This window comes from Echinicola vietnamensis DSM 17526, assembly GCF_000325705.1.
In the GTDB taxonomy this organism is placed as follows: domain Bacteria; phylum Bacteroidota; class Bacteroidia; order Cytophagales; family Cyclobacteriaceae; genus Echinicola; species Echinicola vietnamensis.
This window is the reverse complement of record NC_019904.1, coordinates 387350-412759: the sequence shown is the minus strand read 5'-3', so window position 1 is coordinate 412759 and position 25410 is coordinate 387350. Positions and strand designations below refer to the sequence as shown.

General features: G+C 43.7%; 22 protein-coding genes and 1 tRNA gene. 15 read left to right on the top strand and 8 right to left on the bottom strand.

Annotated elements, in window-relative coordinates; genetic code table 11:
• Nucleotides 1-37 precede the first annotated feature (37 nt).
• From hsdR to ECHVI_RS01845, 8 genes are all read left to right on the top strand, one after another.
• Nucleotides 38-2494 carry an EcoAI/FtnUII family type I restriction enzme subunit R gene (gene hsdR, locus ECHVI_RS01885; RefSeq protein ID WP_015264240.1) on the top strand — a complete coding sequence of 819 codons (2457 nt, stop codon included), beginning with the start codon at nucleotides 38-40 and terminating at the stop codon, nucleotides 2492-2494.
• Nucleotides 2494-3480 (top strand): virulence RhuM family protein, encoded by a 987-nt coding sequence (gene rhuM / locus ECHVI_RS01880; RefSeq protein WP_015264239.1) that lies wholly within the window; start codon nucleotides 2494-2496, stop codon nucleotides 3478-3480. The genes hsdR and rhuM overlap by 1 nt, the downstream gene beginning before the upstream one ends.
• Complete coding sequence (locus ECHVI_RS01875) at nucleotides 3481-4917, top strand: class I SAM-dependent DNA methyltransferase (protein ID WP_015264238.1); 1437 nt, start codon at nucleotides 3481-3483, stop codon at nucleotides 4915-4917.
• Nucleotides 4914-6242, top strand: coding sequence for a restriction endonuclease subunit S (locus tag ECHVI_RS22845; RefSeq protein ID WP_015264237.1), 1329 nt, complete (start codon nucleotides 4914-4916; stop codon nucleotides 6240-6242). The genes ECHVI_RS01875 and ECHVI_RS22845 overlap by 4 nt, the downstream gene beginning before the upstream one ends.
• Nucleotides 6242-6601 (top strand): hypothetical protein, encoded by a 360-nt coding sequence (locus ECHVI_RS01865; RefSeq protein ID WP_015264236.1) that lies wholly within the window; start codon nucleotides 6242-6244, stop codon nucleotides 6599-6601. The genes ECHVI_RS22845 and ECHVI_RS01865 overlap by 1 nt, the downstream gene beginning before the upstream one ends.
• A 71-nt stretch (nucleotides 6602-6672) precedes the next feature.
• Complete coding sequence (locus ECHVI_RS01860) at nucleotides 6673-7905, top strand: IS4 family transposase (RefSeq protein ID WP_015264235.1); 1233 nt, start codon at nucleotides 6673-6675, stop codon at nucleotides 7903-7905.
• 380 nt (nucleotides 7906-8285) lie between these two features.
• Nucleotides 8286-8834, top strand: coding sequence for a hypothetical protein (locus ECHVI_RS22840; RefSeq protein ID WP_015264233.1), 549 nt, complete (start codon nucleotides 8286-8288; stop codon nucleotides 8832-8834).
• A 63-nt stretch (nucleotides 8835-8897) separates the two neighbouring features.
• Nucleotides 8898-9461: a hypothetical protein gene (locus ECHVI_RS01845; RefSeq protein WP_015264232.1), complete on the top strand. Its 564-nt coding sequence runs from the start codon at nucleotides 8898-8900 to the stop codon at nucleotides 9459-9461.
• A 300-nt stretch (nucleotides 9462-9761) separates the two neighbouring features.
• Here ECHVI_RS01845 and ECHVI_RS01840 read toward each other — a convergent pair.
• The 4 genes from ECHVI_RS01840 to mltG form a co-directional block, all read right to left on the bottom strand.
• Nucleotides 9762-9846 (bottom strand) — tRNA-Ser (locus ECHVI_RS01840).
• 209 nt (nucleotides 9847-10055) lie between these two features.
• Nucleotides 10056-11000, bottom strand: coding sequence for a YihY/virulence factor BrkB family protein (locus ECHVI_RS01835; protein WP_015264231.1), 945 nt, complete (start codon nucleotides 10998-11000; stop codon nucleotides 10056-10058).
• Nucleotides 11001-11012: 12 nt separating this feature from the next.
• Nucleotides 11013-11417: an acyl-CoA thioesterase gene (locus ECHVI_RS01830; protein ID WP_015264230.1), complete on the bottom strand. Its 405-nt coding sequence runs from the start codon at nucleotides 11415-11417 to the stop codon at nucleotides 11013-11015.
• A gap of 3 nt (nucleotides 11418-11420) precedes the next feature.
• Nucleotides 11421-12464: an endolytic transglycosylase MltG gene (mltG, locus tag ECHVI_RS01825; RefSeq protein ID WP_015264229.1), complete on the bottom strand. Its 1044-nt coding sequence runs from the start codon at nucleotides 12462-12464 to the stop codon at nucleotides 11421-11423.
• Between the two features lie 166 nt (nucleotides 12465-12630).
• On the opposite strand from mltG, the gene ECHVI_RS01820 reads away from it, so the two are divergent.
• From ECHVI_RS01820 to ctlX, 5 genes are all read left to right on the top strand, one after another.
• Entirely contained in the window at nucleotides 12631-13260 is a 630-nt protein-coding gene (locus ECHVI_RS01820) for an L-threonylcarbamoyladenylate synthase (RefSeq protein ID WP_015264228.1), read from the top strand.
• Nucleotides 13261-13307: 47 nt separating this feature from the next.
• The gene (locus ECHVI_RS01815; RefSeq protein ID WP_015264227.1) at nucleotides 13308-13937 is read left to right on the top strand and encodes a WbqC family protein; all 630 of its coding nucleotides are present in this window, start codon (nucleotides 13308-13310) and stop codon (nucleotides 13935-13937) included.
• An 82-nt stretch (nucleotides 13938-14019) separates the two neighbouring features.
• A complete protein-coding gene (locus ECHVI_RS01810) occupies nucleotides 14020-16548 on the top strand; it encodes an ATP-dependent Clp protease ATP-binding subunit (protein WP_015264226.1) in 2529 nt (842 codons plus the stop codon).
• A 242-nt stretch (nucleotides 16549-16790) separates the two neighbouring features.
• Nucleotides 16791-17705 carry a hypothetical protein gene (locus tag ECHVI_RS01805; protein WP_015264224.1) on the top strand — a complete coding sequence of 305 codons (915 nt, stop codon included), beginning with the start codon at nucleotides 16791-16793 and terminating at the stop codon, nucleotides 17703-17705.
• A gap of 59 nt (nucleotides 17706-17764) precedes the next feature.
• Nucleotides 17765-18709 carry a citrulline utilization hydrolase CtlX gene (ctlX, locus tag ECHVI_RS01800; protein ID WP_015264223.1) on the top strand — a complete coding sequence of 315 codons (945 nt, stop codon included), beginning with the start codon at nucleotides 17765-17767 and terminating at the stop codon, nucleotides 18707-18709.
• A 160-nt stretch (nucleotides 18710-18869) separates the two neighbouring features.
• Here ctlX and purB read toward each other — a convergent pair whose 3' ends face one another.
• A complete protein-coding gene (purB, locus tag ECHVI_RS01795) occupies nucleotides 18870-20213 on the bottom strand; it encodes an adenylosuccinate lyase (protein WP_015264222.1) in 1344 nt (447 codons plus the stop codon).
• A 281-nt stretch (nucleotides 20214-20494) separates the two neighbouring features.
• A complete protein-coding gene (locus tag ECHVI_RS01790; RefSeq protein WP_015264221.1) occupies nucleotides 20495-21247 on the bottom strand; it encodes a DUF4397 domain-containing protein in 753 nt (250 codons plus the stop codon).
• A gap of 253 nt (nucleotides 21248-21500) precedes the next feature.
• Here ECHVI_RS01790 and ECHVI_RS01785 point away from each other — a divergent pair, with 253 nt between their 5' ends.
• Nucleotides 21501-22613, top strand: coding sequence for a ferredoxin--NADP reductase (locus ECHVI_RS01785; RefSeq protein WP_015264220.1), 1113 nt, complete (start codon nucleotides 21501-21503; stop codon nucleotides 22611-22613).
• 10 nt (nucleotides 22614-22623) lie between these two features.
• A complete protein-coding gene (locus ECHVI_RS01780; RefSeq protein WP_015264219.1) occupies nucleotides 22624-23103 on the top strand; it encodes a hypothetical protein in 480 nt (159 codons plus the stop codon).
• 297 nt (nucleotides 23104-23400) lie between these two features.
• Here ECHVI_RS01780 and ECHVI_RS01775 read toward each other — a convergent pair whose 3' ends face one another.
• On the bottom strand, nucleotides 23401-24324 hold the full coding sequence (locus ECHVI_RS01775; RefSeq protein ID WP_015264218.1) for a DUF4097 family beta strand repeat-containing protein: 924 nt from the start codon (nucleotides 24322-24324) through the stop codon (nucleotides 23401-23403).
• Between the two features lie 30 nt (nucleotides 24325-24354).
• Nucleotides 24355-25392 carry an outer membrane beta-barrel protein gene (locus ECHVI_RS01770; protein WP_015264217.1) on the bottom strand — a complete coding sequence of 346 codons (1038 nt, stop codon included), beginning with the start codon at nucleotides 25390-25392 and terminating at the stop codon, nucleotides 24355-24357.
• Nucleotides 25393-25410 lie beyond the last annotated feature (18 nt).

The following is a 25410-nucleotide window of genomic DNA, read 5'->3' as shown; positions in this document are numbered from 1 at the left end:
TTTCCTTGTTTGACTTGACCTTTTTGATTGCGTGATTATGATTGACAAGAAAACCCTTTCTGAACGTGATATTTGTACCAAATTCATCACACCTGCCATAGAAAAGGCGGGTTGGGACAAGACCACTCAGTTACTTGAAGAAGTATCATTTACAGATGGTAAAATCTATGTTAGGGGAAGGCTTACCGCAAGGGGAAAAAGAAAAAGAGCAGATTATATCCTATACTACAAACCCAATATCCCTATTGCAATTGTTGAGGCCAAGGACAATAGACATTCAGTAAGGGCAGGACTGCAACAAGCTTTGGACTATGCCGAAATCCTGGATATACCATGTGTTTTTAGTAGCAATGGTGACGGGTTTGTTTTCCATGACCGGACGGCCACTGACGGAAATATTGAGACAGAACTTGATATTGATAGCTTTCCAAGTCCTGAAGAACTTTTAAAAAAGTACAAACAATACAAAGGAATCCATACAAGCGAGGCTCAAGAAGTAGCATTACAGGATTACTATTTTGACGGAAGTGGTAGGTCACCTAGATATTATCAACAAATTGCTGTAAACCGAACGGTAGAGGCGGTTGCAAATGGACAAGGAAGGATTTTACTGGTCATGGCAACCGGAACGGGAAAGACTTACACGGCTTTTCAGATCATCCACCGACTTTGGAAAAGTAGGGCAAAGAAGAGAATTCTGTTTTTAGCAGACAGAACAGCCCTAATAGATCAAACCAGAAGGGGGGATTTCAAACATTTCAAAGACAAGATGACCATCATCAAAAAAAAGGTGGTGAGCAGGGCAGATGGAAAGGAAGAGCTTGTAAGTAATAATAAGAGGGGAATAGATACAGAGGATAAGGCCTATGAAGTGTTCCTGGGCCTTTATCAGGGATTGACAAATGCCAGCGATATAGAAGATGCGTATAAGGATTTTTCACCTGAATTCTTCGATCTCATAGTCATAGATGAGTGCCATAGAGGAAGTGCCAAAGAGGACAGTGCCTGGCGGGAGATACTTCGCTATTTCAATAAAGCGACCCATATTGGTTTGACAGCTACTCCCAAAGAAACCAAAGAGGTATCCAATATTGAATATTTTGGAGATCCGATTTATACCTATTCCCTTAAACAAGGGATTGATGATGGTTTTTTGGCTCCTTATCGGGTGGTTCGGGTCAACCTGAACGTTGATGCTGAAGGCTGGCGGCCGGAGCAAGGGAAAAAGGATAAGGATGGCAAGGAAGTGGAAGACCGTGTATATAACCGGAAGGACTTTGATAAAACACTGGTCATCGATGAGCGAACCCAAACAGTGGCTAGAAAGCTTACTGAGTTTTTGAAAGGTTATGACCGATTTGCCAAGACCATTGTTTTTTGTTCGGACATTGATCATGCTGAGCGGATGCGATTTGCCCTATCCAATCTGAATGCTGATTTAGTGGCCAAGAACCACAAGTATATCATGCAGATTACGGGAGACAATGATGAAGGGAAAAGAGAGCTTGACAACTTTATCAATCCAGAAGAAACATATCCCGTGATAGCCACTACATCCGAATTAATGACCACCGGAGTGGATGCCCAAACTTGTAGGGTTATCGTATTGGATGCGGAAATCAAATCCATGACCAAGTTTAAGCAAATAGTAGGAAGAGGAACCAGGATCAATGAGGAATTTGGCAAAATGTTTTTTACTATTCTGGATTTTCGAAATGTTACTGATCTTTTTGCCGACAAGGACTTTGATGGAGACCCTATAAGAGTAAAACCTGTTTCAGAGGATACCGATTTGACCAATATCGTTGATGAAGAACAAAGCATTGACAGCCTGATCATAGACGAGGAGACAGGGGAAGAGATAGAAATCGGAACAAAGATTCGCTATCCCGAACCGCAGACAAGAACCAGCAAAGTCAATGAGCCCCGTCAGAAAGTGTACGTGAATGGGGTGGATGTATCGGTGTTGATCAGCCGTGAAATGTATTTTGACACCAATGGAAAGCCCATTACCACCAGCCTAAAAGACCATACCAAAGAATTGATCAAAGGTCAGTACGCATCCTTGGATGATTTCCTAGCTCGATGGAACAGTACGGACAAAAAAGAAATCATCATCAAGGAACTGGAAGAACAAGGTGTTTTGGTGGAAGCTTTGCGAGATGCAGTAAACAGGGAGGTTGATCTTTTTGATCTTATATGCCATGTTGCTTTTGAGCAGCCCCCACTCACACGTAAGGAACGTGCCAATAATGTTAAAAAGCGGGATTATTTCACTAAATATGGTGACCAAGCCAGGAAAGTCTTAGAGACGCTTTTGGACAAGTATGCAGACGAAGGAGTGACCAATATTGAGAGCATGGATATCCTCAAGGTCAAACCGCTTACGGATTACGGTTCCCCCTTGGAGATTATCAAGCAGTTTGGAAGCAAAGCCAAATATTTAGAAGCCGTAAAAGAATTGGAACAAGAATTATATAATACAGGAGCTTAATGAGTTCGGAAATACTAATTTACCAAACAGAAGACGGGCAGACCAAAATTCAAACCCGATTAGAGAATGAAACCGTTTGGCTGACCCAAGAACAAATCAGTGACCTTTTTCAGCGGGACAGAAGTGTGATCACCAAGCACATAGGGAATGTTTTTAAAGAAGGAGAATTGGACGAAAAAAGCAATGTGCAGATTTTGCACATTAGTGGTTCAGACCGTCCAGTTAAGTTCTATAACCTGGATGTCATCATTTCTGTGGGATACAGGGTGAAATCTCATCGGGGTGTTCAGTTTAGAAAATGGGCCACCTCGAGAATCAAAGAGTACATCGTTAAGGGATTTACCATGAATGACGAGCTCCTAAAAGAGGCCGGAGGTGGTAACTACTTTGATGAACTTCTTGCCAGAATTCGGGACATTAGATCTTCCGAGAAGGTGTTTTGGAGAAAGGTTCTGGATATCTATGCTACCAGTATAGACTACGATCCCAACACCGAAATTTCTACCACTTTTTTCAAAACGGTACAAAATAAAATGCACTGGGCTGCACATGGAAACACAGCGGCAGAAGTAATTTACAAAAGGATAGATGCCGGTAAAAAAAATCTTGGGCTTACTAATTTTAAGGGGGCAAAGCCCACAAAAAAGGAGACCGAGGTAGCCAAGAATTACCTGAACGAGCAGGAATTGGAAATTCTAAACAGGATCGTTACGGCTTACCTCGAAATGGCAGAATTACAGGCGATGAACCGAAAGCCCATGTATATGAAGGACTGGGTATCCAGGCTGGATGATTTTTTGACCATGACTGGGAATGAAATATTGACCCATGCGGGTAAGATCAGCCATCAAAAGGCACTGGGTAAAGCCCATTCGGAGTATGAGAAGTTCAAAGAAAAAACTAAAAATGAGCTTTCTCAAGTCGAGAAAGATTTTATTGAAAATATTGACAAGACTGCCAAGCAGCTAAAAAACAAGAAGAAATAAATGGCCAACTTAAAAGGAATATTAGATAGCATCCGCAAGATCATGTGGCAGGACACCGGACTGAATGGTGATGCACAGCGCATTGAACAGTTGGGGTGGATGCTGTTTCTGAAAATTTTCTCCGATAAGGACAAGGAGCTGGAAGTCATTAAGGACGATTACGAAAGCCCTATTCCTGCTGAGTTTCACTGGGACGAATGGGCTGGGGATGATGAAGGGATTACGGGTGATGAATTACAGGCTTTTGTGGATCAGAAACTCTTTCCTACACTTCGAAACCTAAAGGTGGGAATGAGCGAAGACCTGGCCAACCAAAGGGCACTATTGGTACGTGAGGTGTTTGAGGGCAATAACAATTACATGAAAAGCGGGATCAATCTCCGCAAGGTATTGAACAAGCTCAATGAAATAGACTTCAATATTGCCAAAGACCGCCACGCATTTGGCGAACTCTATGAAACCATTTTGAAGGAACTGCAAAGTGCGGGTAAAAGCGGGGAATTCTACACACCAAGAGCCATTACGGAGTTTATCTGTGAAATGATGAATCCACAATTGGGGGAAAAGATTTTAGACCCTAGCTGTGGAACAGGTGGTTACTTGACAGCAGCTATTGAACATTTGAAAAGCCAGGCCAATAGTGTAGCAGAAAGGGAGAGTATAGCAAAGAACGTGTTTGGATGGGAGTACAAGCCGCTTCCTTATTTGCTGGCCACTACCAACCTGATTTTGCATGATATGGAGGTGCCCAATATCACTTTCCGTGATAGTTTGGATCAGCCACTGAGCAATTATACCGAAAAAAACAGGGTTAACGTGATCCTGGCCAACCCTCCTTTTGGCGGTATCGTGGCCAATAATAACGAAAATAATTTTCCGCAGAATTTTAAGACCAAGGAAAGTGCCGACCTGTTTTTGGTGCTGATGGTGCATTTACTGAAGCAGGGTGGTAGAGCTGGGATTGTATTGCCTGATGGTTCCTTGACAGGGGATGGTGTAAAGCAAAGGGTACGTGAAAAACTGCTTACCGATTGTAATCTGCACACCATCATCCGATTACCCAATTCCGTGTTTAAGCCTTATGCTACTGTGGCAACGAATTTATTGTTCTTTACCAAAGGTGAGCCGACCAAAGAGATATGGTATTATGAGCATCGCTTGCCGGAAGGGCAAAAAAGCTATAGTAAAACAAAACCACTTCAAGTAAAGGAATTTGACCCCATTAAAAAATGGTGGAATGATCGACAGGAAAGCGAGGTGAGTTGGAAGGTGGATATTCAGACTGTTAAGGACAGAAATTATGATTTAGATATTAAGAACCCTACCAAGCAGGAAGAAGAAATCGAACATTCAAGTTCTGAATTAATGACCATGTTGGATGATTCTTTTGATAGAAGCCATGAACTACTAAGTCATATAAGATCTGCGATAAAATGAGTTGGACGAAGAAGACATTAGGAGAGCTTTGTAATATTCAAAAAGGCAAAATTGGAATTCAAAAAGCTGTTCCAGGTAAATATCCTTTAGTGGTAACAGCGGAAGAACGGCTTTCACATAATGAATTCCATTTTGAGGGGAATGCAGTTATCATTCCTCTGGTTTCATCAACAGGACATGGTCACAAAAGCTTAAAGCGGATACATTTTCAATCCGGAAAGTTTGCCGTGGGCAACATTCTCTGTGCAGTAATTCCAAATGATGAAGATATTCTTAGGGCAGATTTTCTATTTCGATATCTAGATCTGAATCGAGAAAATGAATTGGTGAGTAGAATGAAAGGTATGGCCAATGTGACCTTACCATTGAAAGAAATTGCCAAAATTGAAATTCCTGTTCCACCTATTGAGGTTCAAATAGAATTTGTAGAACAATATGGGATTCTAGAGGCTAAAAGCAAAAATCTTAGTGATGAACTCACACACCAACTTGATTTGGTGAAGCAACTCCGTCAAGCCTTTTTGCGGGAAGCCATGCAAGGTAAATTGGTGCCACAAGATCCAAATGAAGAACCTGCTTCGGTGCTTTTGGAGAAGATCAAGATGGAAAAAGAAAGGTTGATTAGGGAGAAGAAACTAAAAAAAGGGAAAGCATCAAGTCAATCGGTTTCAAAAGCTAATGAATGGGAAATACCAAATTCATGGGTGCCAATTAAGGTTGGCGATATTTTTTTTGTAACTAAACTTGCGGGTTTTGAATTTACTAAATACATTAATTTCAAGACGATTGGAGAAATTCCTGTGGTCCGTGCTCAAAATGTTCGACCGTTCGAATTAGATAAAACAAACCTACTATTTATCGATAAGGAAACAAGTCTTCTATTAGGGAGGTGTGCTTTGACAAAAGAATCCCTATTGGTGACTTTTATAGGCGCTGGTATTGGTGATGTTGCAAGGTTCAGGGAGAAAGAAAGGTGGCATTTAGCTCCCAATGTTTCTAAATTAGAGCCATTCGAGGAATGTGAAGATTTTTACAATTTAAAATTCTTGAACTATTTTCTTAGCTCACCTTATGGAAGAAATGAAATTTTTAAGCATGTTAAAGCAACAGCGCAGCCCAGTTTGTCAATGGGCACAATTCGAGACATAGATGTTCCCATCCCCCCGCTTTCTGAACAACAACGGATAGTCGCCAAGCTAGATAAGTTGATGGGGTATTGTGATCAGTTGGAGGCCAGTATCATGGAAAGCCAAGTGCAGAATGAATTGCTTTTGCAGCAGGTTTTGAGGGAGGCATTGGAGCCAAATGAAAGGGAGGTGGTGTAATGAAAACAAAAGAGGAAGAAAATCAATGGAAGGAATATAGGCTGTATATTTTAGAGCAGAAAAGTAAAAGTGAGGATGATTTTGAGAAATACATAACATTTATAAGCTCTGGGGCACTTGGTCTTACGGTCACTTTTATTGATAAAATTAGTCCTTTAAAGGAGTCTGTTTACGTTTGGACCATTATTCTTGGCTGGGGGCTGTTTGCACTGACGCTGTTTTTAAATTTATTCTCCCATTACCTGTCGAGTAGATACAACGAAAAAACAATCAATGAAATCGATATGGATATCGATTATTCTATGCTGTTGGAGAATATCGATAAAAGAAATCATTGGTGTCCGGTAAAAAATAAATGAAAGAGGGCCAGTCCATTGCTGAACCAGCCCATTGTGGCTACTTTTGAGTTACGACACAAAAAAGTTAAGCCATGGGCAAAAGTAGTAATTTTAGCGGACAGCCGATATTCAATCAGTTAATAAAGTTCATTGACAAGGGGGAGGTAAGGGAGATAGCCCGCAGGCATAATGCGGAGCGTTATGTGAAGAAGTTCACGACTTATAACCACTTGATAGTAATGCTGTTTGTAGCATTTGAGGGCTATCATTCCATTCGTGAGACACTTGTCGGTTTGTTGGCCAATGCCCATAGATTGGCCCATTTGGGTCTGAACTATGTGGTAAGGCGGAGTACGTTATCAGAAGCCAACAAACGACGTGTGAGCGATGTGTTCGCCGATATATACATGAGTGTGTACCAAAGGCATGGTGACAGTTTAACGGACAGCCGGTTGAAGGATGCTGATATGAAGAGGCTCTATATTATGGATTCTACCACCATTAGTCTGTTCAAGGATATTCTCAAGGGAGTAGGCAGGAACCCTAAAACGGGCAAAAAGAAAGGAGGTATTAAGGCCCACACCATCATCAGGGCGAGTGACCATGTTCCTTATCTTGTCCGTTACAGTGCGGCTGTCCGACATGACCATACCTTCCTGGATGAGGTTTTCAACCTGCCCGGGGGCTCTATCATCACTTTTGATAAGGGATATGTGGATTATGGAAAATATGAGGTCCTGACCGAAAGCGGGATATGGTATGTGACCAGGTTAAAAGACAATGCTGTCTATCAGGCCCGAAAGGAGTTTAATATTCCTGATCAGGCAGATTCCGGAGTACTCAAGGATGAAGAAATCATCTTACGATATGGCAAGAACAAGCAACAGGAGCACCGTTCCAGGAGAATAGCCTATTGGGACAGCAAAAGTGAACGCCCGTTTGAGTTCATTACCAATAATTTTGAGATGGCAGCAGAGAAGATAGCACTCATCTATAAAAGACGCTGGCAGATAGAGCTATTATTCAAACAGCTTAAGCAGAACTTCCCTTTAAAGTACTTCTTGGGCGACAATGAAAATGCCATAGAAATACAGATATGGTCGGCCATGTTGGCCAATCTCCTTTTGACCTTGATCAAAAGCCAGGTCAAAAGGAAATGGGCTTTCTCCAACTTGGTATCCCTGGTCAGACAGCAATTAATGAATTATATCAGCTTGTATAGGTTCCTGGAGGATCCGGAAGGAAGCTGGAGAGCCATCATACAAGAAGATATTTTGAAAAATCAAAACACACTGTTCCCTGAGATGAGGGGGGCTTGCCCCTGACGAAAAATAAATAACCACTTTGTAATCAAGAGGTTGAAAATTGAATTTAACTAATATCCGGGTTTACCGGACAACAATGAAAAGAAATGAAAAAATTTCATGCTTAAATATTTCATCTATTATTTCTTTAGGCACTGGGATTTTGTTCGTACTAATTTTCTCATCACTAAATGCTTATTATAATGGCTAAACAAAAACCGAATCCCGCCACTCCCCCACCAAGTAGAGAAGGTAATAAAGGAAGGACCACCCCAAAACCCTCAATAAGGCCAAACCCTGTCCCATCTAAAAAATAAGGCAGTTGTTTAAACATTGGAAATTGAATCCTTTTAATTGTGAAGATAGAAGCATTTTGAAGAATATGTTTAAAACTAAACTTTATGGAGGACAAAAATAGATTCATTTTAAAAGGGAAAGCAGTAGATAGGTATTTTGATTTAAATGACTCCCTAATGGAGTTTCATAAGCTCTTTACCTACGAGAGCAAAGATGATAGAACCATTGCTATTTTGGGAGGAACGTTTTTAGAAATGATTTTAGAGCATATTCTGTATGCTTTCTTCCCAGAAGATGAAAAAGAAGTAGAGGAAATGATGCTTTTCAATCAACCCTTAGGAAATTTTAGTGGTAAAATCAAGATGTGCTATTGCCTTGGACTGATCGATAAAGTCATAAAAGATGATCTGAATCTGGTGAGAAAAATAAGAAATGAATTCGCCCATAATTTATATGCATCCTTCGAGAATGATAAATTAAAATCCTGGTGTTTAGCCTTAAAATGGCATAGGGTTCTAATTTCTTCTACCCCTCCATTAGAAGCAAATGCAAGAGATTATTTCCGAGTAGGGGTAAATAGTCTGATCATGCATTTGAATGGCTGTGTATCAATTGCAAGGGCTGAAAAACGTACTATTAAAAATGACTTTTGAGATTATTAAAATGCGAATTTGTTAATATGACTTAATGGTTAATAGCTCCAAAATCTTTTAAATATGATCAAAGGACGACATTCAACTCCAGCAGAAATGCTTATGGAGTCTTTAGATGAATTATTGTTTGCTGTTAAATACTGTGTCACTTATAAAAAAAGTGACCGTAAATTATGGGTAGAACCACATGCGCTGGGAGGTATTTTGGGTTTCCCTGCAACCACATTGCTTTTTACCATTGTTGATACTATAGGTAGTTATTGCGATAACTTAGAAGTTGAAATAGATGGTAAAAAAAGAAAAATAAGACCCGGTGATGTCAAATCTCATTATTATATTCTTAATAGTGAATATTTCAATCTAAACTTATCTTATAATGATATTTTGCAATTATATAGATATGCTAGGAGTACCTTGTCTCATAATTCCATAATAGGTAAAGAAATTCTACTCCATCCTAGGGGGGCTAAACCATTTATTAAAGTTAATTCTCAAAGTGGAAAGGGACGCTATACTATTTATATATTGAGCTTTTATGAAGCTTGTATGACAGCAGTGGCATTGTTTAAAGAAGATATTAATGATATTGTCCCTTCCTCAGAAAATGGAAGAGGCTTTAAAAGTTGAGATTGAGGGGTTAGAGTGGTGTATCAAGATGGTTTTCATGATTTGGTAGGGATCTAAGTCAGATTCATCGAATAACCGGAATCAATTGTTCTGTATTTCCAAACAATTGAAGATATAAAAAAATACCGGGTATTTATTTATTGTTGTTTTTAGGTTGTTGGCACTCTAATAGGTGATCAAATACCGAATAAATCTTGGGAGGAAAAAAACTTAATTTTTTTTCGGGACCCTGAAAAGGACCCTGAATTAAAAACAAAAACCCTAACTCATTGCTTTTAAGCGAGTTAGGGTTTGTTTGTGCAGAGGAGGAGGGATTCGAACCCCCGGTACCTCGCGGTACAACGGTTTTCAAGACCGCCGCAATCGACCACTCTGCCACTCCTCTATAGGTGTTGAGGTTTTCAAGATGACATTAAATCGATACTTTCTGCCATCCTGCCTGCCGTTAGGTAGGTCCTCTGGATCTGTTGCGTTATGTTTGTAGGACAATTGTGTTTGTCTTACGGTTTGCAAAGGTACTACTTCTTGTGAAATTCACAATGGTTTTGGAAATTAAAATTTGTTCTTTGCAGTAACTTGCTGGCTTGTTGGGGACTAATTTTTGGCGGGGTGTTTCTTTTTTATGGCTTTGGCCAAGCTTACATTGATCTCAAAACAGCCCAAAATGATAAATGAGGTGATCAGTATCCAGAGCATGAGCGCGATCATCGTACCAATGGAGCCGTAGAGTTTGTTATACGAAGCGAAGTTGTTGAGGTAAAAAGAAAATAGGTAAAAGGCCAGTGTGATCAACAGGCCGGCGGTAATGGATCCTGCGGAAAAAAAATGAAACCGGTCATGGACGGCGGGGGCAAAGTGGAAGATAAAGGAGGTGGCCAACATGAACAGAAAGAGGAGTACAAAAAAACGCAAGCCAGCCACCAGCAGGTAAAGGATATAGCTGCTGCTGGAGACCACGCCATAGTCCGTGAGCAAGGAGAGCGCTTTGTTTCCGAATATCATCACCAGTACAGCTGCACAAAGGTTGAGCACCAGAAAGACAATGATCATCACCGCGATCAGCCGGGTTTGGATAAATCCCCTGTTTTCACGCGTCTTGTAGCAGGCGTTGAAGGCACTAATCAAGGAGACAATGCCATTGGTGGACAGGTATAATGCCATAAAGAAGCCCACTGACAGCATGCCCTGTCGGGGGCGGTTGATGATGTCCTGTACCGTGGCTTCGGTACCTTCGTAAAGCGGGGCCGGGAGGACCTCTTTTACCAAAAACAGGATGTTTTCGGGGGTGACTTCCGGAAAGAACACTTCGATAAAGGGCAGCAGGTTAAGCAAGAACAAGATCAGCGGAAAGAGGGCGATCGTGAAGTTAAATGCCACGGCACTGGCCCGGTCATCGATCTCGTCCTTTTGGATCTGATGGATGAAAATTTTTCCTACATCATAGAGGTTCTGATCTGGATTTTTTAAATGGACATGGCGAAGCTTTTGAGCATATCCATCCAGCGCTTGCAATATGTGATGCACCTTTTTTTTGACCATTCGTGCTGTTGGCTAAAAGTAAGCGTTTAATAAATCTAACAAATTCGCCGGAGGTCTGCACGGTCGGTGGTCGTCTTTTTTGAGAAAGGTAAGCACGGTATGGCCTTTATGGATCAGTTCCTGGCCTTCATTCGTGATTTCATAATCAAACCTGATCTTTACCCCCGGCATTTCCTTAATGGTCGTTTTGATCGTCAATAGTTCATCGTATCGCCCAGGCCTGATGTACTTGCTGTAGCTTTCTAGTACAGGCATCATGATGCCCTGGTCTTCCATATCCTTGTACGAAAAACCAATTTGCCGTAGGGATTCTACACGGGCCACCTCAAAATACATGGCGTAATTGCCATAGTAGACATATCCCATTTGATCTGTCTCGGCATATCGTACTCTTACTTGGGTTTCTGCAGTAAACATAGGCTAGTAGACATTTGCTTTGTTAAGCGCGTTTTGGTATTTCCGAGCTTGGATCAGGTGGTCGCGGAGGTTGGTAGAAAAAACATGATAGCCCGAAAAGTCCTCTTTTGCGCAGAAATATAAGTAATCGTGGTGCGCGTAATTCAATACGGCATCCAGCGAGGAGATGTCAGGGAGGTTAATAGGACCGGGAGGCAGCCCGGTGTGAAGATACGTGTTGTATGGACTGTCGATTTCTTTGTGGACGTTGAGCACGCGCTTTATGCTGAAATCACCCAAGGCAAATACCAAAGTAGGATCCGCCTGAAGGGGGATATTACGTTCTAGCCTGTTGATGTACACGCCAGCGATGGTTGGTCGTTCGTCCTTTTTGGCTGTTTCGGCCTGCACGATGGATGCCAAGGTGGACACTTCGATTCTGCTCATGCCGAGGGAATCTGCCTTGGCTATCCGTGGCTTGGTCCAAAATTTATTGTACTCTCTGTACATCCGGTCAAAGAGTTGCTCAGGGCTAGTGTCCCAATACACCTCGTAGGTGTTGGGGATAAACATGCTCATGATGGTCTCTTCGTTAAAATCAAATTTGCGGATATAGACACTGTCCTGCAGCAGGGCCAGGAATTGGTCTTGGGAGATTTCCAGGTTCTTTGAGATTTTTTCCGAAAGGTCTTCCTTGGTTCGGATGTTATTGAACGTGAGGTCGATCGGGGTTTGCCGCCCAGACCGAAGGAGCGTAACGAGCTCTTTGTTCGATAGTTTTGGTGGAATGATATACCGACCGGGTTTGACATTTTCCTGATATTTCAGCATTTTGGCTACGAAGCTGAAGGAGATCACATCGGTGATGATGTTGTGCTCGGAAAGGCTGTCAGAAACCTGTTGGAAGGTGGCATTGCTGGGGATTTTTAGCTCTGCGGGAACATCTGATTCCGTGAGGGTGTTTGGACTGAAGAAGACTTGATAAAAATAAAACGCAAATGAGCTTACCAATACGGATATGGCGATCATTGCGATCATGTAATACTTTTGATTCTTTTTTGTGATCATGGTTAATTTATCGAGGCATTTCCTAGCTAGGCACAAAAATAGGGAAATGATATGAGTGAAGATACTTATTCATACACAAATGTACGCAACTGGTAAAAAGTGTTAGTTGTTTGGTGCTAAATTTGATACATTGACATCTATAACAGTCTAAACTGAAATTTATTTTATGGCCGCTTCTTTTATCAAAATCTATCCTGAAAACCCCAATCCGCGCGAGGTAAACCGAGTGGTGGAAGTACTTCGGCGGGGTGGTGTGGTCATTTATCCTACGGATACCATTTACGGGATTGGATGTGATATTTACAATCAAAAGGCCATAGAAAGGATTTGCCTGATCAAGGGTGTAAAGCCCCAGAAGCAGAATTTCTCCTTTATCTGCTATGATCTCAGCAATATATCCGAATATACACGGGTGGTCAGTACGCCAGTGTTCAAGGTGATGAAGAAAGCCCTTCCCGGACCGTTTACCTTTATTTTGGATGCCAATAACAAGGTGCCCAAATTACTGCACAGTAAAAAGAAAACTGTCGGGATACGCATCCCGGACCATAGTATTCCACGTATATTGGTTAAAGAACTAGGCCAGCCCATTGTCACGACTTCCATCAGGGATGAAGATGATGTGCTGGAGTACAGCACTGATCCTGAACTGATTTATGAAAAATACAAGGATCTGGTGGATGTCGTCATTGACGGGGGCTATGGCAATAATGTTGCCTCTACAGTCGTCGATTGTACAGGGGATGAGATCGAAATCCTCCGGCAAGGCCAAGGGGATTTGGAAGAGATGCTTTAGGTGGGGAGGTAAACAGGAATAGCCCAAAGTTTTGACTATTTTTGGGCATGGAAAAGAAAGTGATTTGTGCGGATTTGTTTTACCTGCCTCCCATAGAGTTCTTTGTGGCAATAGCTGACGCCGATCAGCTTATCATCGCGGGGGATGATCGTTATCAAAAGCAGACTTACCGTAATCGGGCACATGTACGCCTGGCGAATAAAGTAGAGAGTTTGAGCATACCGGTTATAGGAGGGAATAAAAAGGTCCACTACCGGGACGTAAAAATAGATTATAAGCAAAAATGGAAAAATATTCACCTACGAGGAATCCGTAGTGCATACGGAAAAGCACCTTTTTTTGAATATTTCTTTCCATATTTTGAAGCGATTTATGAAAAAAACATTGACAATTTGTACAGTTTGAATTTGGAACTACTGACACTTTGTCTGAAATTAATGAAGGTGAAAACCAAGGTATCCATTGGGACAAAAGAGGAAGATTATTCTACCTGTGAGGACCTGAGGAGAATTATAGTGGCAAAGGAGCCGTTTGAGCAAAGAAATATTTATGAACCGTATCCATATGTTCAGCTCTTTGGCTCAGACTTTGTACCTAACTTAAGCATTATCGATTTGTTGTTTTGTGAGGGGCCGCTGGCCAATGAAATAATCTCACAATCGAAAAAAAAGAAATGAACAATCTGCAAAAGGATTGTGTTTTTAAAACAAATTCGGTAAAATTATATAGAGAATTATTAACAATTCAGAAAGGAACTAAATGGAAGCAAAATTTTCAAATAGAGTCAAGGAGGTGATTTCTCTAAGTCGTGAAGAAGCTTTGCGCTTGGGTCACGATTATATAGGGACAGAACATCTCTTGCTGGGCATGATCCGTGAAGGAGAAGGTGTCGCTGTTTCCATATTGAAGAAATTAGGAGTGCCTTTGGATGAGCTTCGTAACTCCGTGGAGCGTGCGGTGAAAGGGACGGCCAATCACAACGTGAAGAATTTGGCCAATATCCCCCTGACCAGGCAATCTGAAAAAGTGCTGAAAATTACTTATTTGGAAGCTAAGATATTTAAAAGCCAACTTATCGGAACAGAGCACCTGTTGCTCTCCATCCTCAGGGATGAAGACAACATCGCTACCCAGATCCTGCATAAATTCGATACGACCTACGATACGGTGAAGGAAATGCTGGAATTCCAAACCGATCAGACGCCCCGCTCTGGAGCTGAGGCGGATGATACGGATGAGGAGAGTAGCAAGCTCTTTGGTAGCTCCGGTGGTTCTTCCGGAGGGGGAGGCAAAGGCTCTACCGAGAAGTCCAGGACACCCGTGCTGGATAACTTTGGCCGGGACCTTACCCGAATGGCAGAAGATGACAAGCTGGATCCCATCATCGGTAGGGAAAAAGAAATCGAGCGGGTGGCGCAGATCCTGTCCAGGAGGAAGAAAAACAACCCTATCCTGATCGGTGAACCCGGTGTGGGTAAAACGGCCATTGCCGAAGGACTGGCACTGAGAATAGTTCAAAAGAAAGTTTCCCGCGTGCTGTTTAATAAGCGCGTAGTGACGCTTGATTTGGCATCATTGGTGGCCGGTACCAAGTACCGTGGCCAGTTTGAGGAGCGGATGAAAGCAGTGATGAATGAACTGGAGAAATCTCCAAACGTTATCCTTTTCATCGATGAGCTGCACACCATCGTGGGAGCCGGAGGAGCCAGTGGTTCGCTGGATGCTTCCAACATGTTCAAACCTGCCCTTGCAAGGGGTGAAATCCAATGCATCGGAGCCACTACCTTGGATGAGTACCGTCAATACATCGAAAAAGATGGTGCCCTGGCCAGAAGGTTCCAGATGGTCATGGTGGATGCTACCACTCCTGAGGAGACTGTACAAATCTTGAATAACATTAAGGACAAATACGAGGATCACCACAATGTGAATTACACCCCTGAGGCGATCGATGCTTGTGTGAAATTGTCCGATAGATATATTTCTGACCGCTTCCTGCCAGACAAGGCCATCGATATCTTGGATGAGGCTGGTGCCCGCGTGCACATCAATAATATCCATGTGCCGGATGAAATCCTGAAATTGGAAGAAGAGGTAGAAAACATCAAGGTAGAGAAAAACCGTGTGGTGAAAAGCCAAAAGTATGAAGAGGCTGCGCAGCTAAGGGATCGGGAGAAAAAACTCCTTGAGCAACTGGAGAATGCAAAAGCCAAGTGGGAAGAAGAAAGCAAAACCAAACGTTACACGGTAGAAGAAGATAACGTGGCCGAAGTGATTGCCATGATGACTGGAATCCCTGCCAAGCGAATTGCCCAAAAAGAAGGCAACAAGCTGCTCAATATGGGAATAGAACTTCAAGACAAGGTCATCGGGCAAAACGATGCCATCAAGAAGCTTACCAAGGCCATTCAGCGTACCCGAGTAGGGTTAAAGGATCCTAAAAAACCCATTGGTTCATTTGTTTTCCTAGGCCCTACAGGAGTGGGCAAAACAGAATTGGCCAAGACTTTGGCTACCTACTTGTTTGACAAGGAAGATTCCTTGGTGAGGATAGACATGTCTGAGTACATGGAGAAATTCAGCGTATCCCGTTTGGTGGGAGCACCTCCCGGCTATGTAGGCTATGAAGAAGGTGGGCAGTTGACCGAAAAGGTCCGACGAAAGCCGTATTCTGTGGTCTTGCTGGACGAGATCGAAAAAGCGCACCCTGACGTCTTCAATTTACTACTTCAAGTGCTTGACGATGGGATCTTGACAGACGGTCTTGGAAGGCGTGTGGATTTCAGAAATACCGTGATCATCATGACGTCCAATATCGGAGTGAGAGACTTGAAGGACTTCGGTGCCGGTATCGGTTTTGCCTCCAAGGCAAAACAGGAGAATATGGACGAAGTCATGAAATCTACCATCCAAAGTGCCTTGAAAAAGGCATTCAGCCCAGAGTTCTTGAACAGGCTGGATGACGTGGTGGTGTTTAACTCCCTTAACAAGGATGATATCCATAAAATCATTGATATCACCTTGGAGAAACTGTTTAGCCGGATCACTGAACTGGGCTATAAGATTGAACTGAGCGATAAGGCTAAGGATTTCTTGGCCGATAAAGGTTATGATCAGCAATATGGCGCCAGACCATTGAACAGGGCGATACAGAAGTATTTGGAAGATGCCATTGCAGAGGAAATTCTCAAGGGAGATCTTTCCGAAGGGGATGTGATCAAAGCTGATTATCCCGGTAAAGGAGATGAGTTGAATATTTCTGTTAAGAAAAAGGAAAAAGCAGATTAGATTTTAATAGACGGTTTATTTTTAAAGTGGCTCCAATTGGGGCCACTTTTTTTTTGATCTAGTAAAAAGTGGATGAATCATGGAGCAATTCCTATTTCTACTTGATTCCTGTTTTTATAGTATTGGGGCCTTGATTGACCATTTTATTCCAATGGGTTACATCATCGAGACGTTTACATAATTTAACATGTCATTTACCTGACAGCGAGTGGATTTGGTCTCCTTTTTGTTAATTTTGGGTGATGAAATTTATGTTCCAGGTTATATTGAAACTTACCTTTCTGGTGTCGCTGATGCCTTATCTGCTATCGGAGAAGATATACAGCAAGTACCATGTGCGGATCAATCCTCAGGTGGTGGATTCGATCTATTCCAGTGGAAAGGAAATGGGAGAAGTAAATCGAAAGTTTTTGGATGAAGCCAGTGGGTTGGCGGTAAGCAAAACCCATGATAATGTGCTGTACGCACACAATGACAGCGGAGGGAAACCCATCATTTATAAGCTGGACGCTACTGGAGCCTTGACCGGCAAGATCATTTTGGACAGCACCTATAACCGTGACTGGGAGGATATGGCAGTGGGGCCTGATGCAGCGGGCGAAAAGTCCTATGTGTATGTCGGCGAAATTGGTGATAATGACGGCAAATACCCATCCATCGGCTTGCTGAGATTTGAGGAGCCTACGGTCGATAGTGTAGACATTCATGTACAGCCTCAAACCATCAAATTGACGTACCCGGATGGCCCCAAGGATGCTGAGACATTGATGGTCGATCCTTGGAATGGGGATGTCTATATCGTCAGTAAGCGTGACTCCAGTAATATGCTGTACCGAGTTCCAGCTCAAAAGCTAGAGGAGCAGGAAGCGGTGCTAGAGCCTGTAGGCAAACTCCCCATCACCATGTCCGTAGCAGGTGATATTTCGCCGGACGGCAAAGAAATTATCATCAAAAACTATTGGGTAATCTATTACTGGACACGAGAAGAAGGAGAGTCCTTATGGGAAGCCCTTTCGAGAAAACCAGTCCAGTTGCCATATGTGCCCGAGCCGCAAGGGGAAGCCCTAGCCTTTTCAAAAAACGGCAGCAGCTTTTTTTCCCTTAGTGAAGAGAGGTTTCGAATAAAGCCAGTGCTTTATCAATATTATAAAAAATAGCAGGGCTTGGTGAACGGTAGTTTGTACCTTGCCAAAAGGTTATCAATAACGGGATCATCATGTGTGCACAAACTACTTCTACCATCCTAATGGTCCGTCCGGCAGCTTTTGGCTTTAATCCGGAAACGGCCCTAGACAATAGTTACCAGCAAGAGGATGCCAGGAGCACAGCTGAAATCCAACAGGTGGCTGAACAAGAATTTGACGATGTTGTGGCCTTGCTCCGAAAGAAGGGCGTTCGCGTAATTGTCGCTCAGGACAGCCCCCTTCCCGTAAAACCTGATGCGGTTTTTCCGAATAATTGGTTCAGCACGCACGAAGATGGCAGATTGTTATGGTATCCGATGCTTTCCCCGGTGAGAAGGAAGGAAAGGAGAAAAGACCTGGTAGACATATTGGGCGTCGAAGGTTTTAGGGTCGATGAACTTGTAGATTTTACTTTTTTTGAGGATGCGCAGCAGTTTTTGGAAAGTACCGGCAGTATGGTGCTGGACAGGGAGCATAAAATCGCGTATGCTTGTCTTTCTGAACGCACCCATCCGGAGCCGCTTCACTATTTTGAGCGGTTAATGGACTATCAGGTGGTAAGTTTTCGTGCGGTCCATTCCTCTTCTAAAATCCCCGTTTACCATACGAATGTCATGATGCATGTTGGCAGCCAGCTTGCGGTGGTCTGTCTGGACAGCATTGTGGGTAAATCTGTCAAGCAATGGGTAAAGGAGTCCTTGGAAGGTTCGGGGAAAAAGGTGGTGCCCATCACCATTCCCCAGAAATTTGCCTTTGCCGGCAATATGTTGGAGGTGGACGGTGAAAACGGGAAAAAAATCACCGTGATGTCCGAAACAGCATATCAAAGCCTTAAGCAAGGCCAGCGGCAGGTGATCGAGAAGTATACAGAGGTGGTTGTTGCTAAAATTCCTACCATTGAAAAGGTCGGGGGAGGAGGCGTTAGGTGTATGATGGCAGAGATTTTTTTACCAAAACAAACGGGGCAGCACCCTTAAGTTTCATGTTTCTCCTGTGGTAATTTCCCAATCCATTAGTAAGGAGTGGGAAGAGCAGAATGATAAGAACAGGCATTAAAAAAGTACGGCGAGCCCGTTTTTTCAAAACAGGATCGCTGTACATCATATGTCCGTCTAAGGATCGATCTTCTTTTATGCGTTAAATACCAGTATAGTTAAAAGGTGTAATGCCCTTCAATTCTGCTTTAACATCATCAGAAACATTCAAGGTCTCAATAAAATCCTGAATGGATTCTTGGGTAATGTGCGTGTTGGTACGGGTGAGATCCTTGAGCGCTTCATAAGGTTTGGGGTATCCTTCTCTTCTAAGGATGGTTTGAATGGCTTCTGCCACTACGGCCCAATTGTCCTCTAAATCCGCATCGATGGCAGCTTTGTTAAGTTCAAGTTTGCCCAAGCCTTTTTTGAGGGATTCGAAGGAAATCAGCATATGGGCCAAAGGCACTCCGATTACCCGCAAAACCGTGCTGTCCGTCAGGTCACGTTGCAGACGGCTAATGGGAAGTTTGGCGGCCAAGTGCTCCAATAGGGCATTGGCAATGCCAAGGTTGCCTTCAGCATTTTCAAAGTCGATGGGGTTGACCTTGTGTGGCATGGCAGAAGAGCCGACTTCCCCCGCTTTGATTTTTTGCTTGAAGTAATTCATGCTGACGTATTGCCAAACGTCCTTGGAAAGGTCCAGCAGGATGGTATTGATGCGTTTCAGCCCATCAAATGTGGCCGCCAGGTTATCGTAATGTTCGATTTGGGTGGTAGGAAAGCTTCGCTCCAAGCCAAGGTGATTTTGCACAAAGTTGTTGGCAAAAGCATTCCATTCTTGGTTGGGATAGGCCACCTTATGGGCATTCATATTGCCTGTGGCACCACCGAATTTGGCCGAGTAAGGGACTTGCTGCAGCAGGTTCAGCTGGTTCTCCAACCGCGTGACAAAAACTTGGAATTCCTTTCCCAATCGTGTGGGAGAAGCAGGTTGGCCATGGGTTTTGGCCAGCATGGAAATGTCCTTCCACTCTTCTACTTGGCTGTGGAGTTTGGAAATGACTTCTACCAACACCGGTAGCATCACACGTTCCATTCCTCCTTTCAGCATGAGGGGCGTCGCGGTATTGTTGATGTCCTGAGATGTCAAGCCAAAATGGATGAATTCTTTTTGTGCTTCCAGCCCCAGTTTGTCAAAAGCCTCTTTAAGGAAATATTCGACCGCTTTTACATCGTGGTTAGTGGTCTTTTCGATTTCTTTGATGGCCGCTGCATCTTCTTCCGAAAAGTCGTCAACGATCGCCCGTAGCTTTGGGAAAATATCTTTCGAGATGCCGGTGAGCTGAGGTAAGGGAAGTTCACACAGGGCAATGAAATATTCCACTTCCACCTTTACCCGGTATTTGATAAGGGCAAATTCAGAAAAGTAAGCTCTCAAGGGAGCGGTTTTGCTTCCGTATCTTCCGTCTACTGAGGATACTGCTGTCAGCGTATTTAAATTCATGGTGATGCTTTTTTGAAATTGTATGACGATGCAAAAATAAATGTTTAATGCTTAAAAGCCCTTTAATTTGATGGTAATTTCAAGCGGGATAGGTTTTATGAAAAAAGTAACGTCGATTGAGGTGCCTTTTTCATCTGATTCAAGGTCAATGGTGGGCATTTCTCCGGTGATGCCTTGGAACCGGCTCCTGAGCACGGCCGAAAGGCCGAGGTGGCATGCATAAAAAAAGGCTGCCCTTTGAGCAGCCTCTTAAAAATCAAACGTGTTGGTTTAGCAATATTTTAATAATTGGGGTAATTTCTGATAACCTGAATGCTGAGGTTTTTTTCTGATGTTGCCCCGCTTTCCGGATTGACATAACCTCTTACGATGACGGTATATACCCGCTCAGCACGGAGGTCAAGGTCTTCTGCAGTGAGGCTGATCTCTCCGGTACCTTCCACGGTGAAGGTGGTCAGGTCAGCATCGATCTCCACAAAATCAGTGACACTCTTGAAAGCTTCTCCATCAAAAAGAGGAGTTTCTTCATCATTGATATACAGGTCCAGTGCCGGAGCGTCTGGAGACAGGTTTACCAGTCGGACGAGAGCCTTGTCCGCTGCGGGGGAATCCCAGTCATCTTCGGCTTGTACGATCCCCATATCGGCATCCTCCCCATCAATAAAGAAAAAAGAGTACACTTGATTTTCTTCAAGGGTCACCGTCGTATCCAATAATGAATTATTGGCATTTCTGTTTTTGAAAGAAAGGGTTCTTTCTCCGGTATAGAAATTACCATAGTTGAAATAATCAGTGTACTTAAAGTCGTAAGTACTGTAGGGAGGCTTGCTGACGCCATCTGCATAAATGGTCACTGCTCCAGTTTCGGGAGATCCATGATAAAAGGATACATAGGCTAGCGGACCGTCATAGTAATCGATTTCGTCGTCATCCAAGCAGCTGGTGATCAAAAGGGGTGAAAGCGCAAGGAAAAGAAGTCCTAGACTTTTTTTCCATTTGGTAAGGAAATTGGTTTTGTTTAATCGCGTTAACATAATCACGTTGGTTTAATCTATTTTACTCTCTTTCTGATAAACAGGTTTTGTTCTCGAAACGTAAGCATCTGCAAAAACGCTACACCAGAAGAAAAATATTTTTAAGGGCTATAGTTTCTTCCTGAAAGTTGAACCTCTTTTGGTGGTGTGTAGTTTAAAAAGGGATTTTACTTGGGGATTAAAATGGTTTTTAAAAAATCGGTCTTAATTTTGATGCCTGAAAGGATGCGTGTTTCATTTACGACATAAAACAATGATATTCAATTTATTCAAAAAGCATAAAGGAGAGAAGAAGAGGGGTAGTCAGTATTTATCCCTGAAAGTTCGTGAAGTGGTAAGGGAAACACCCGATGCAGTCACGATTTATTTTGAGCAGCCAGAGCCTTATTTGGAGTATAAGCCGGGACAGTTCCTGACCTTGATCCTGGACATCAATGGCAAGGAAGAACGCCGCTCCTACAGCCTATGTACCTCGCCGTATGTGGATCCGCATCCGGGGATCACAGTGAAGCGGATAGCAGGTGGCGTGGTCTCCAATTACCTCAATGAATCCATAAAGCCGGGAAAGACCATCGAGGTGATGAAGCCCATGGGACATTTTACGGCAGACTTCCATTCCAAAAATAAAAATCACTTTATCATGATCGCGGGAGGAAGTGGCATTACTCCGATCATGGGCATTGCTAAATCAGTCCTGATCAATGAACCCGAGTCCAAGGTGACGCTGATCTACTGCAACCGTTCGGAAGAGCAGGTGATTTTTGACCAGGCCATCCAAAAGCTCGTAAACGAGCAAAAAAGACGTTTTGAAGTGGTCCACACCCTTTCCAGGCCTTCCGGTGATTGGTCGGGCTTGCAGGGGAGATTGGACGAGCAAATGATCGAGCAAGTGCTGGAAGAAAAGCATTTTGCTGCAGCCGATAAGGAATTGTATTATTTATGTGGACCTGAGGGATTGATGGAGGCCAGTGTAGAGGCCTTGTTAAAGTTGGACGTGCCGCATGAAAACATCCATCGGGAAAGCTTTTATACCTCTTCTTCTGAAGAAGCAGAAAAGGAGGCGGAGACGGATGCTGCTGACCAACCTGCCCTGACCAGATCGGTGACCATTGACCTGGAAGGGGAAGAACACACCTTTGAGGTGCCACCAGGCAAAACCATACTGGAAGCAGGCTTGGATGAGGGCTATGACATGCCTTACAGTTGCCAAAGTGGTCTCTGCACTGCATGTCGCGGACGACTGTCCAGTGGAGAGGTGAAGATGGAGCAGGATGCCGGGCTTTCGGATGGAGAAAAGAAAGACGGCTACATCCTGTGCTGTGTGTCGTACCCTAAGAGCGGAGATGTAAAAGTAGATATCGGATAAGGGAGTAAGCATGAAACAGAAATATTGGATATTGGAGCGTAATGTGTTGATATTGATAGCGATTCCGCTTCCTGTATTTGCCTTTGCATACCTTTACACTACGAGCGGTAACATGGAACTTTCCATTCCATCCTTTCCCGCATGGCTGAATGGCGTGGTGTTGGCGGCCATCATCGTGTTACTTGCCTTCAGCTATGTGAGGTTTAACCGTGGGATGAAAACCATAAAGGGGCGTGACATCCCGATAGAGGACAAGGTTCAGGAGTATGGGCGACTGACGATGGCCCGCTTTTGGCAGTTGTTCATAGCGGGATTTTTATGTGCCTTTGGCCTGATCGTTTATGAGAATCCCGGATTTACGGTTGCCTATGCCGTCACGTTGATTTTGACCTCCTTGGCCAAGCCTACCCCTGACAGGATTATCCGTTTACTACGGCTTAAGGGTGAGGATAGAGAGGCCGTAGAAGGCCTGAAAGTTCGGGAAGGATAAAAAAATGGCGCCAAGGAAAAGGTGTCTTTCATCTTTTCCTTGGCGCCATTGAGGGAGCAATCCATATGCTGGGGGCTTCCCTAAAAGGAGGTATTAAAACTATTTGAGCCACAGCTGAAAAAAAGGATGAGCACAGCTTGGCAATGCCTTAGGCACTGATCTGTTCTTGTCAGCCTTCATCCGTGACCGAATAGAAGCCAACGGGGGAAAGCCATAAATTTAGCCATCGAAATAGCCTAGCCCCCAACTTTTCCGCCTGATCTCTGTTTACTTTATGATCACACGAAGTTGGCCGACTTACTCGATGGAGATCATGCCCGAGCCAATTTTTCCGGTGATGGTATAAGGGGCTTGATTGTTAATGACCAAGTGGTCGCTGGAATTACTCCCACCTACTTTTACCATGCCGCTGCCAGCCCTCAAGTCGTAATTATACTTGTCCAAATCTGCTTGGGCCTTGATGTGAAAGGCTCCCGAATTGCCATTAAAGCTGGTGTTTGGCCCAAACCCTACCTTTTTTGCTTTTACATGCCCAGAGGAAAGTTTCATGCTGCCTATGGTAGAGACGTCTTCGAGTGAAGCACTTCCGGAAGTCACGCTGATATTTACTTCACCTGCGATGTGTTCGGCTTCTACTTTTCCACTGCTAGAGCTGATGTCCGTATTGCCTTTGATGTATTCGAGGGATGCCATGCCACTGCTGACCTTGCAGAGCACATTTCCGGTGACACGGCTGACAGATATTTTTCCAGAGGAAGCCTTGATGTCCAAGTCGCCGGTAAGGTCTTCTGCTTCGATTATTCCAGAACTGGCTTTTAGGTAAATTTTGTCAGATTTAACCATGCGGACATGCATCTTTCCTGAAGAGTTGACCGCACTAAATTCGATCTCTTCCGGTCCTGTAATGTGTACATATCGTCTGCCTCTATGGTTGTTTTTCCAGCTGTTGGGAGGCGTTTGATAGGAGATTTTGAGGGTGTTCCCAATGGTCACAAAGACCAGGTTTTTGCCGGCTTCTTCGTCATTCCCCAAATCTGCTATTACCTCGATCTGATCTTGACCAGGATTTCCTTCATAGGAAATTTCGATGCTGCCGCCTTCGATATCCAGCTTATGGATGTTTTCGAAAGTCTTTTCGATTTTCGTTTGACCGAGGGCCACCGTACTCGCTGCCAAAAAAAGATAGGCAGCGAGTGTAATATGGGTTAGGAAGTGTTTCATGGTTTTATGTTTAGCGTGTTGGATTATAAATTAGAAAACGAGGCCGAAGGTAATGGGGTGGAGGGACGTTTCAGATGGGCCTTTTCCATCTTGGTAGAGTTCGTTCAGGTCGTAAGTAGAGAAGAACGTCACACGCCCAATGCCGATTTCGCCCCGGATACCGTAGCGGATATTGTTGAGGTAGATACCGGTATTTAATTTGTCTTTGTGCCTTCCGGAGCCTCCTAATTCACGATAGACATATTTGCTCCTGCCTCCTACACGGTAGCCAAAATATGGGCCGGCAGCAATTTTCAGTCCTTTGTTGCCATTGTCGTTCATGCGGCCAAAATCCACTTTTAGCAGTGTCATCGCCGTGAGGTACGAGGCAGAAACCTTACTTTTGAAGCCATCCACGTCGGTGCGTTGGATGAAGTCGATGCCTTGGTCACCGCGAACGGCCTGATAATCCCGGTTTTCAAATTTGAAATTGTACCACTGCACCCCGAGGCCAAAATCCCAGTAAAAACCTTTGGACAAACGCTGGCTGGCCATCAGGTTAAGGCCTACATTCCAGCTGCCCCAGCCTTTGACTGCATAGGGTTGGTCAGACGTCGGGAACCCGCCGCCTTCCCTGAGGTAGTTGTTGATGCCCAGGTCCACATTAAAATAAGTCCGGAAACTGGGTTCCTTTTTTTTGGTCTTTTCCACGCGAACCTTGGTCGTGGGACCGGATTCGTCTACGATCACTTTGATCCTTCCTACGGAGACGGCCGTTTCGGCACCGCCTTCTTCCACTTTGACGATTTCTTTGCTATGGCCATCTTTGTCGCGGATTTCCACGACGGTAAGGTCGCCTGTGTCCTCGTCCAGTTCCAGGTCCAGTTCATCAATGATCTGATTGACGTCCAGGATTTTTAATTTTTCGAAATCCTCCTTGTTGTCGACCAGGATGACGATTTTTCCAGAATGGCCGTATTCTACGATAATGCTATCCTTTGCAGCCGTAAAAGTACTGTCAGTTCCTCCAGAGGCAAAGGAAGCGTGTGCTAAGGCCATTAAAAACAAGGCCAATAGGTATCTTTTCATCATGCGTTGAGTTAAGGT

Bases quoted from the DNA above. Each gene is read 5' to 3' on its own strand.
- ECHVI_RS01835 (WP_015264231.1), bottom strand. From the start codon at position 11,000: ATGGTCAAAAAAAAGGTGCATCACATATTGCAAGCGCTGGATGGATAT.
- ECHVI_RS01830 (WP_015264230.1), bottom strand. From the start codon at position 11,417: ATGTTTACTGCAGAAACCCAAGTAAGAGTACGATATGCCGAGACAGAT.
- mltG (WP_015264229.1), bottom strand. From the start codon at position 12,464: ATGATCACAAAAAAGAATCAAAAGTATTACATGATCGCAATGATCGCC.
- ECHVI_RS01845 (WP_015264232.1), top strand. From the start codon at position 8,898: ATGATCAAAGGACGACATTCAACTCCAGCAGAAATGCTTATGGAGTCT.
- ECHVI_RS22840 (WP_015264233.1), top strand. From the start codon at position 8,286: ATGGAGGACAAAAATAGATTCATTTTAAAAGGGAAAGCAGTAGATAGG.
- ctlX (WP_015264223.1), top strand. From the start codon at position 17,765: ATGTGTGCACAAACTACTTCTACCATCCTAATGGTCCGTCCGGCAGCT.
- rhuM (WP_015264239.1), top strand. From the start codon at position 2,494: ATGAGTTCGGAAATACTAATTTACCAAACAGAAGACGGGCAGACCAAA.
- ECHVI_RS01785 (WP_015264220.1), top strand. From the start codon at position 21,501: ATGATATTCAATTTATTCAAAAAGCATAAAGGAGAGAAGAAGAGGGGT.
- ECHVI_RS01820 (WP_015264228.1), top strand. From the start codon at position 12,631: ATGGCCGCTTCTTTTATCAAAATCTATCCTGAAAACCCCAATCCGCGC.
- ECHVI_RS01790 (WP_015264221.1), bottom strand. From the start codon at position 21,247: ATGTTAACGCGATTAAACAAAACCAATTTCCTTACCAAATGGAAAAAA.
- ECHVI_RS01770 (WP_015264217.1), bottom strand. From the start codon at position 25,392: ATGAAAAGATACCTATTGGCCTTGTTTTTAATGGCCTTAGCACACGCT.
- ECHVI_RS01780 (WP_015264219.1), top strand. From the start codon at position 22,624: ATGAAACAGAAATATTGGATATTGGAGCGTAATGTGTTGATATTGATA.
- hsdR (WP_015264240.1), top strand. From the start codon at position 38: ATGATTGACAAGAAAACCCTTTCTGAACGTGATATTTGTACCAAATTC.
- ECHVI_RS22845 (WP_015264237.1), top strand. From the start codon at position 4,914: ATGAGTTGGACGAAGAAGACATTAGGAGAGCTTTGTAATATTCAAAAA.
- ECHVI_RS01775 (WP_015264218.1), bottom strand. From the start codon at position 24,324: ATGAAACACTTCCTAACCCATATTACACTCGCTGCCTATCTTTTTTTG.
- ECHVI_RS01805 (WP_015264224.1), top strand. From the start codon at position 16,791: ATGAAATTTATGTTCCAGGTTATATTGAAACTTACCTTTCTGGTGTCG.
- ECHVI_RS01815 (WP_015264227.1), top strand. From the start codon at position 13,308: ATGGAAAAGAAAGTGATTTGTGCGGATTTGTTTTACCTGCCTCCCATA.
- ECHVI_RS01860 (WP_015264235.1), top strand. From the start codon at position 6,673: ATGGGCAAAAGTAGTAATTTTAGCGGACAGCCGATATTCAATCAGTTA.
- ECHVI_RS01875 (WP_015264238.1), top strand. From the start codon at position 3,481: ATGGCCAACTTAAAAGGAATATTAGATAGCATCCGCAAGATCATGTGG.
- ECHVI_RS01865 (WP_015264236.1), top strand. From the start codon at position 6,242: ATGAAAACAAAAGAGGAAGAAAATCAATGGAAGGAATATAGGCTGTAT.
- ECHVI_RS01810 (WP_015264226.1), top strand. From the start codon at position 14,020: ATGGAAGCAAAATTTTCAAATAGAGTCAAGGAGGTGATTTCTCTAAGT.
- purB (WP_015264222.1), bottom strand. From the start codon at position 20,213: ATGAATTTAAATACGCTGACAGCAGTATCCTCAGTAGACGGAAGATAC.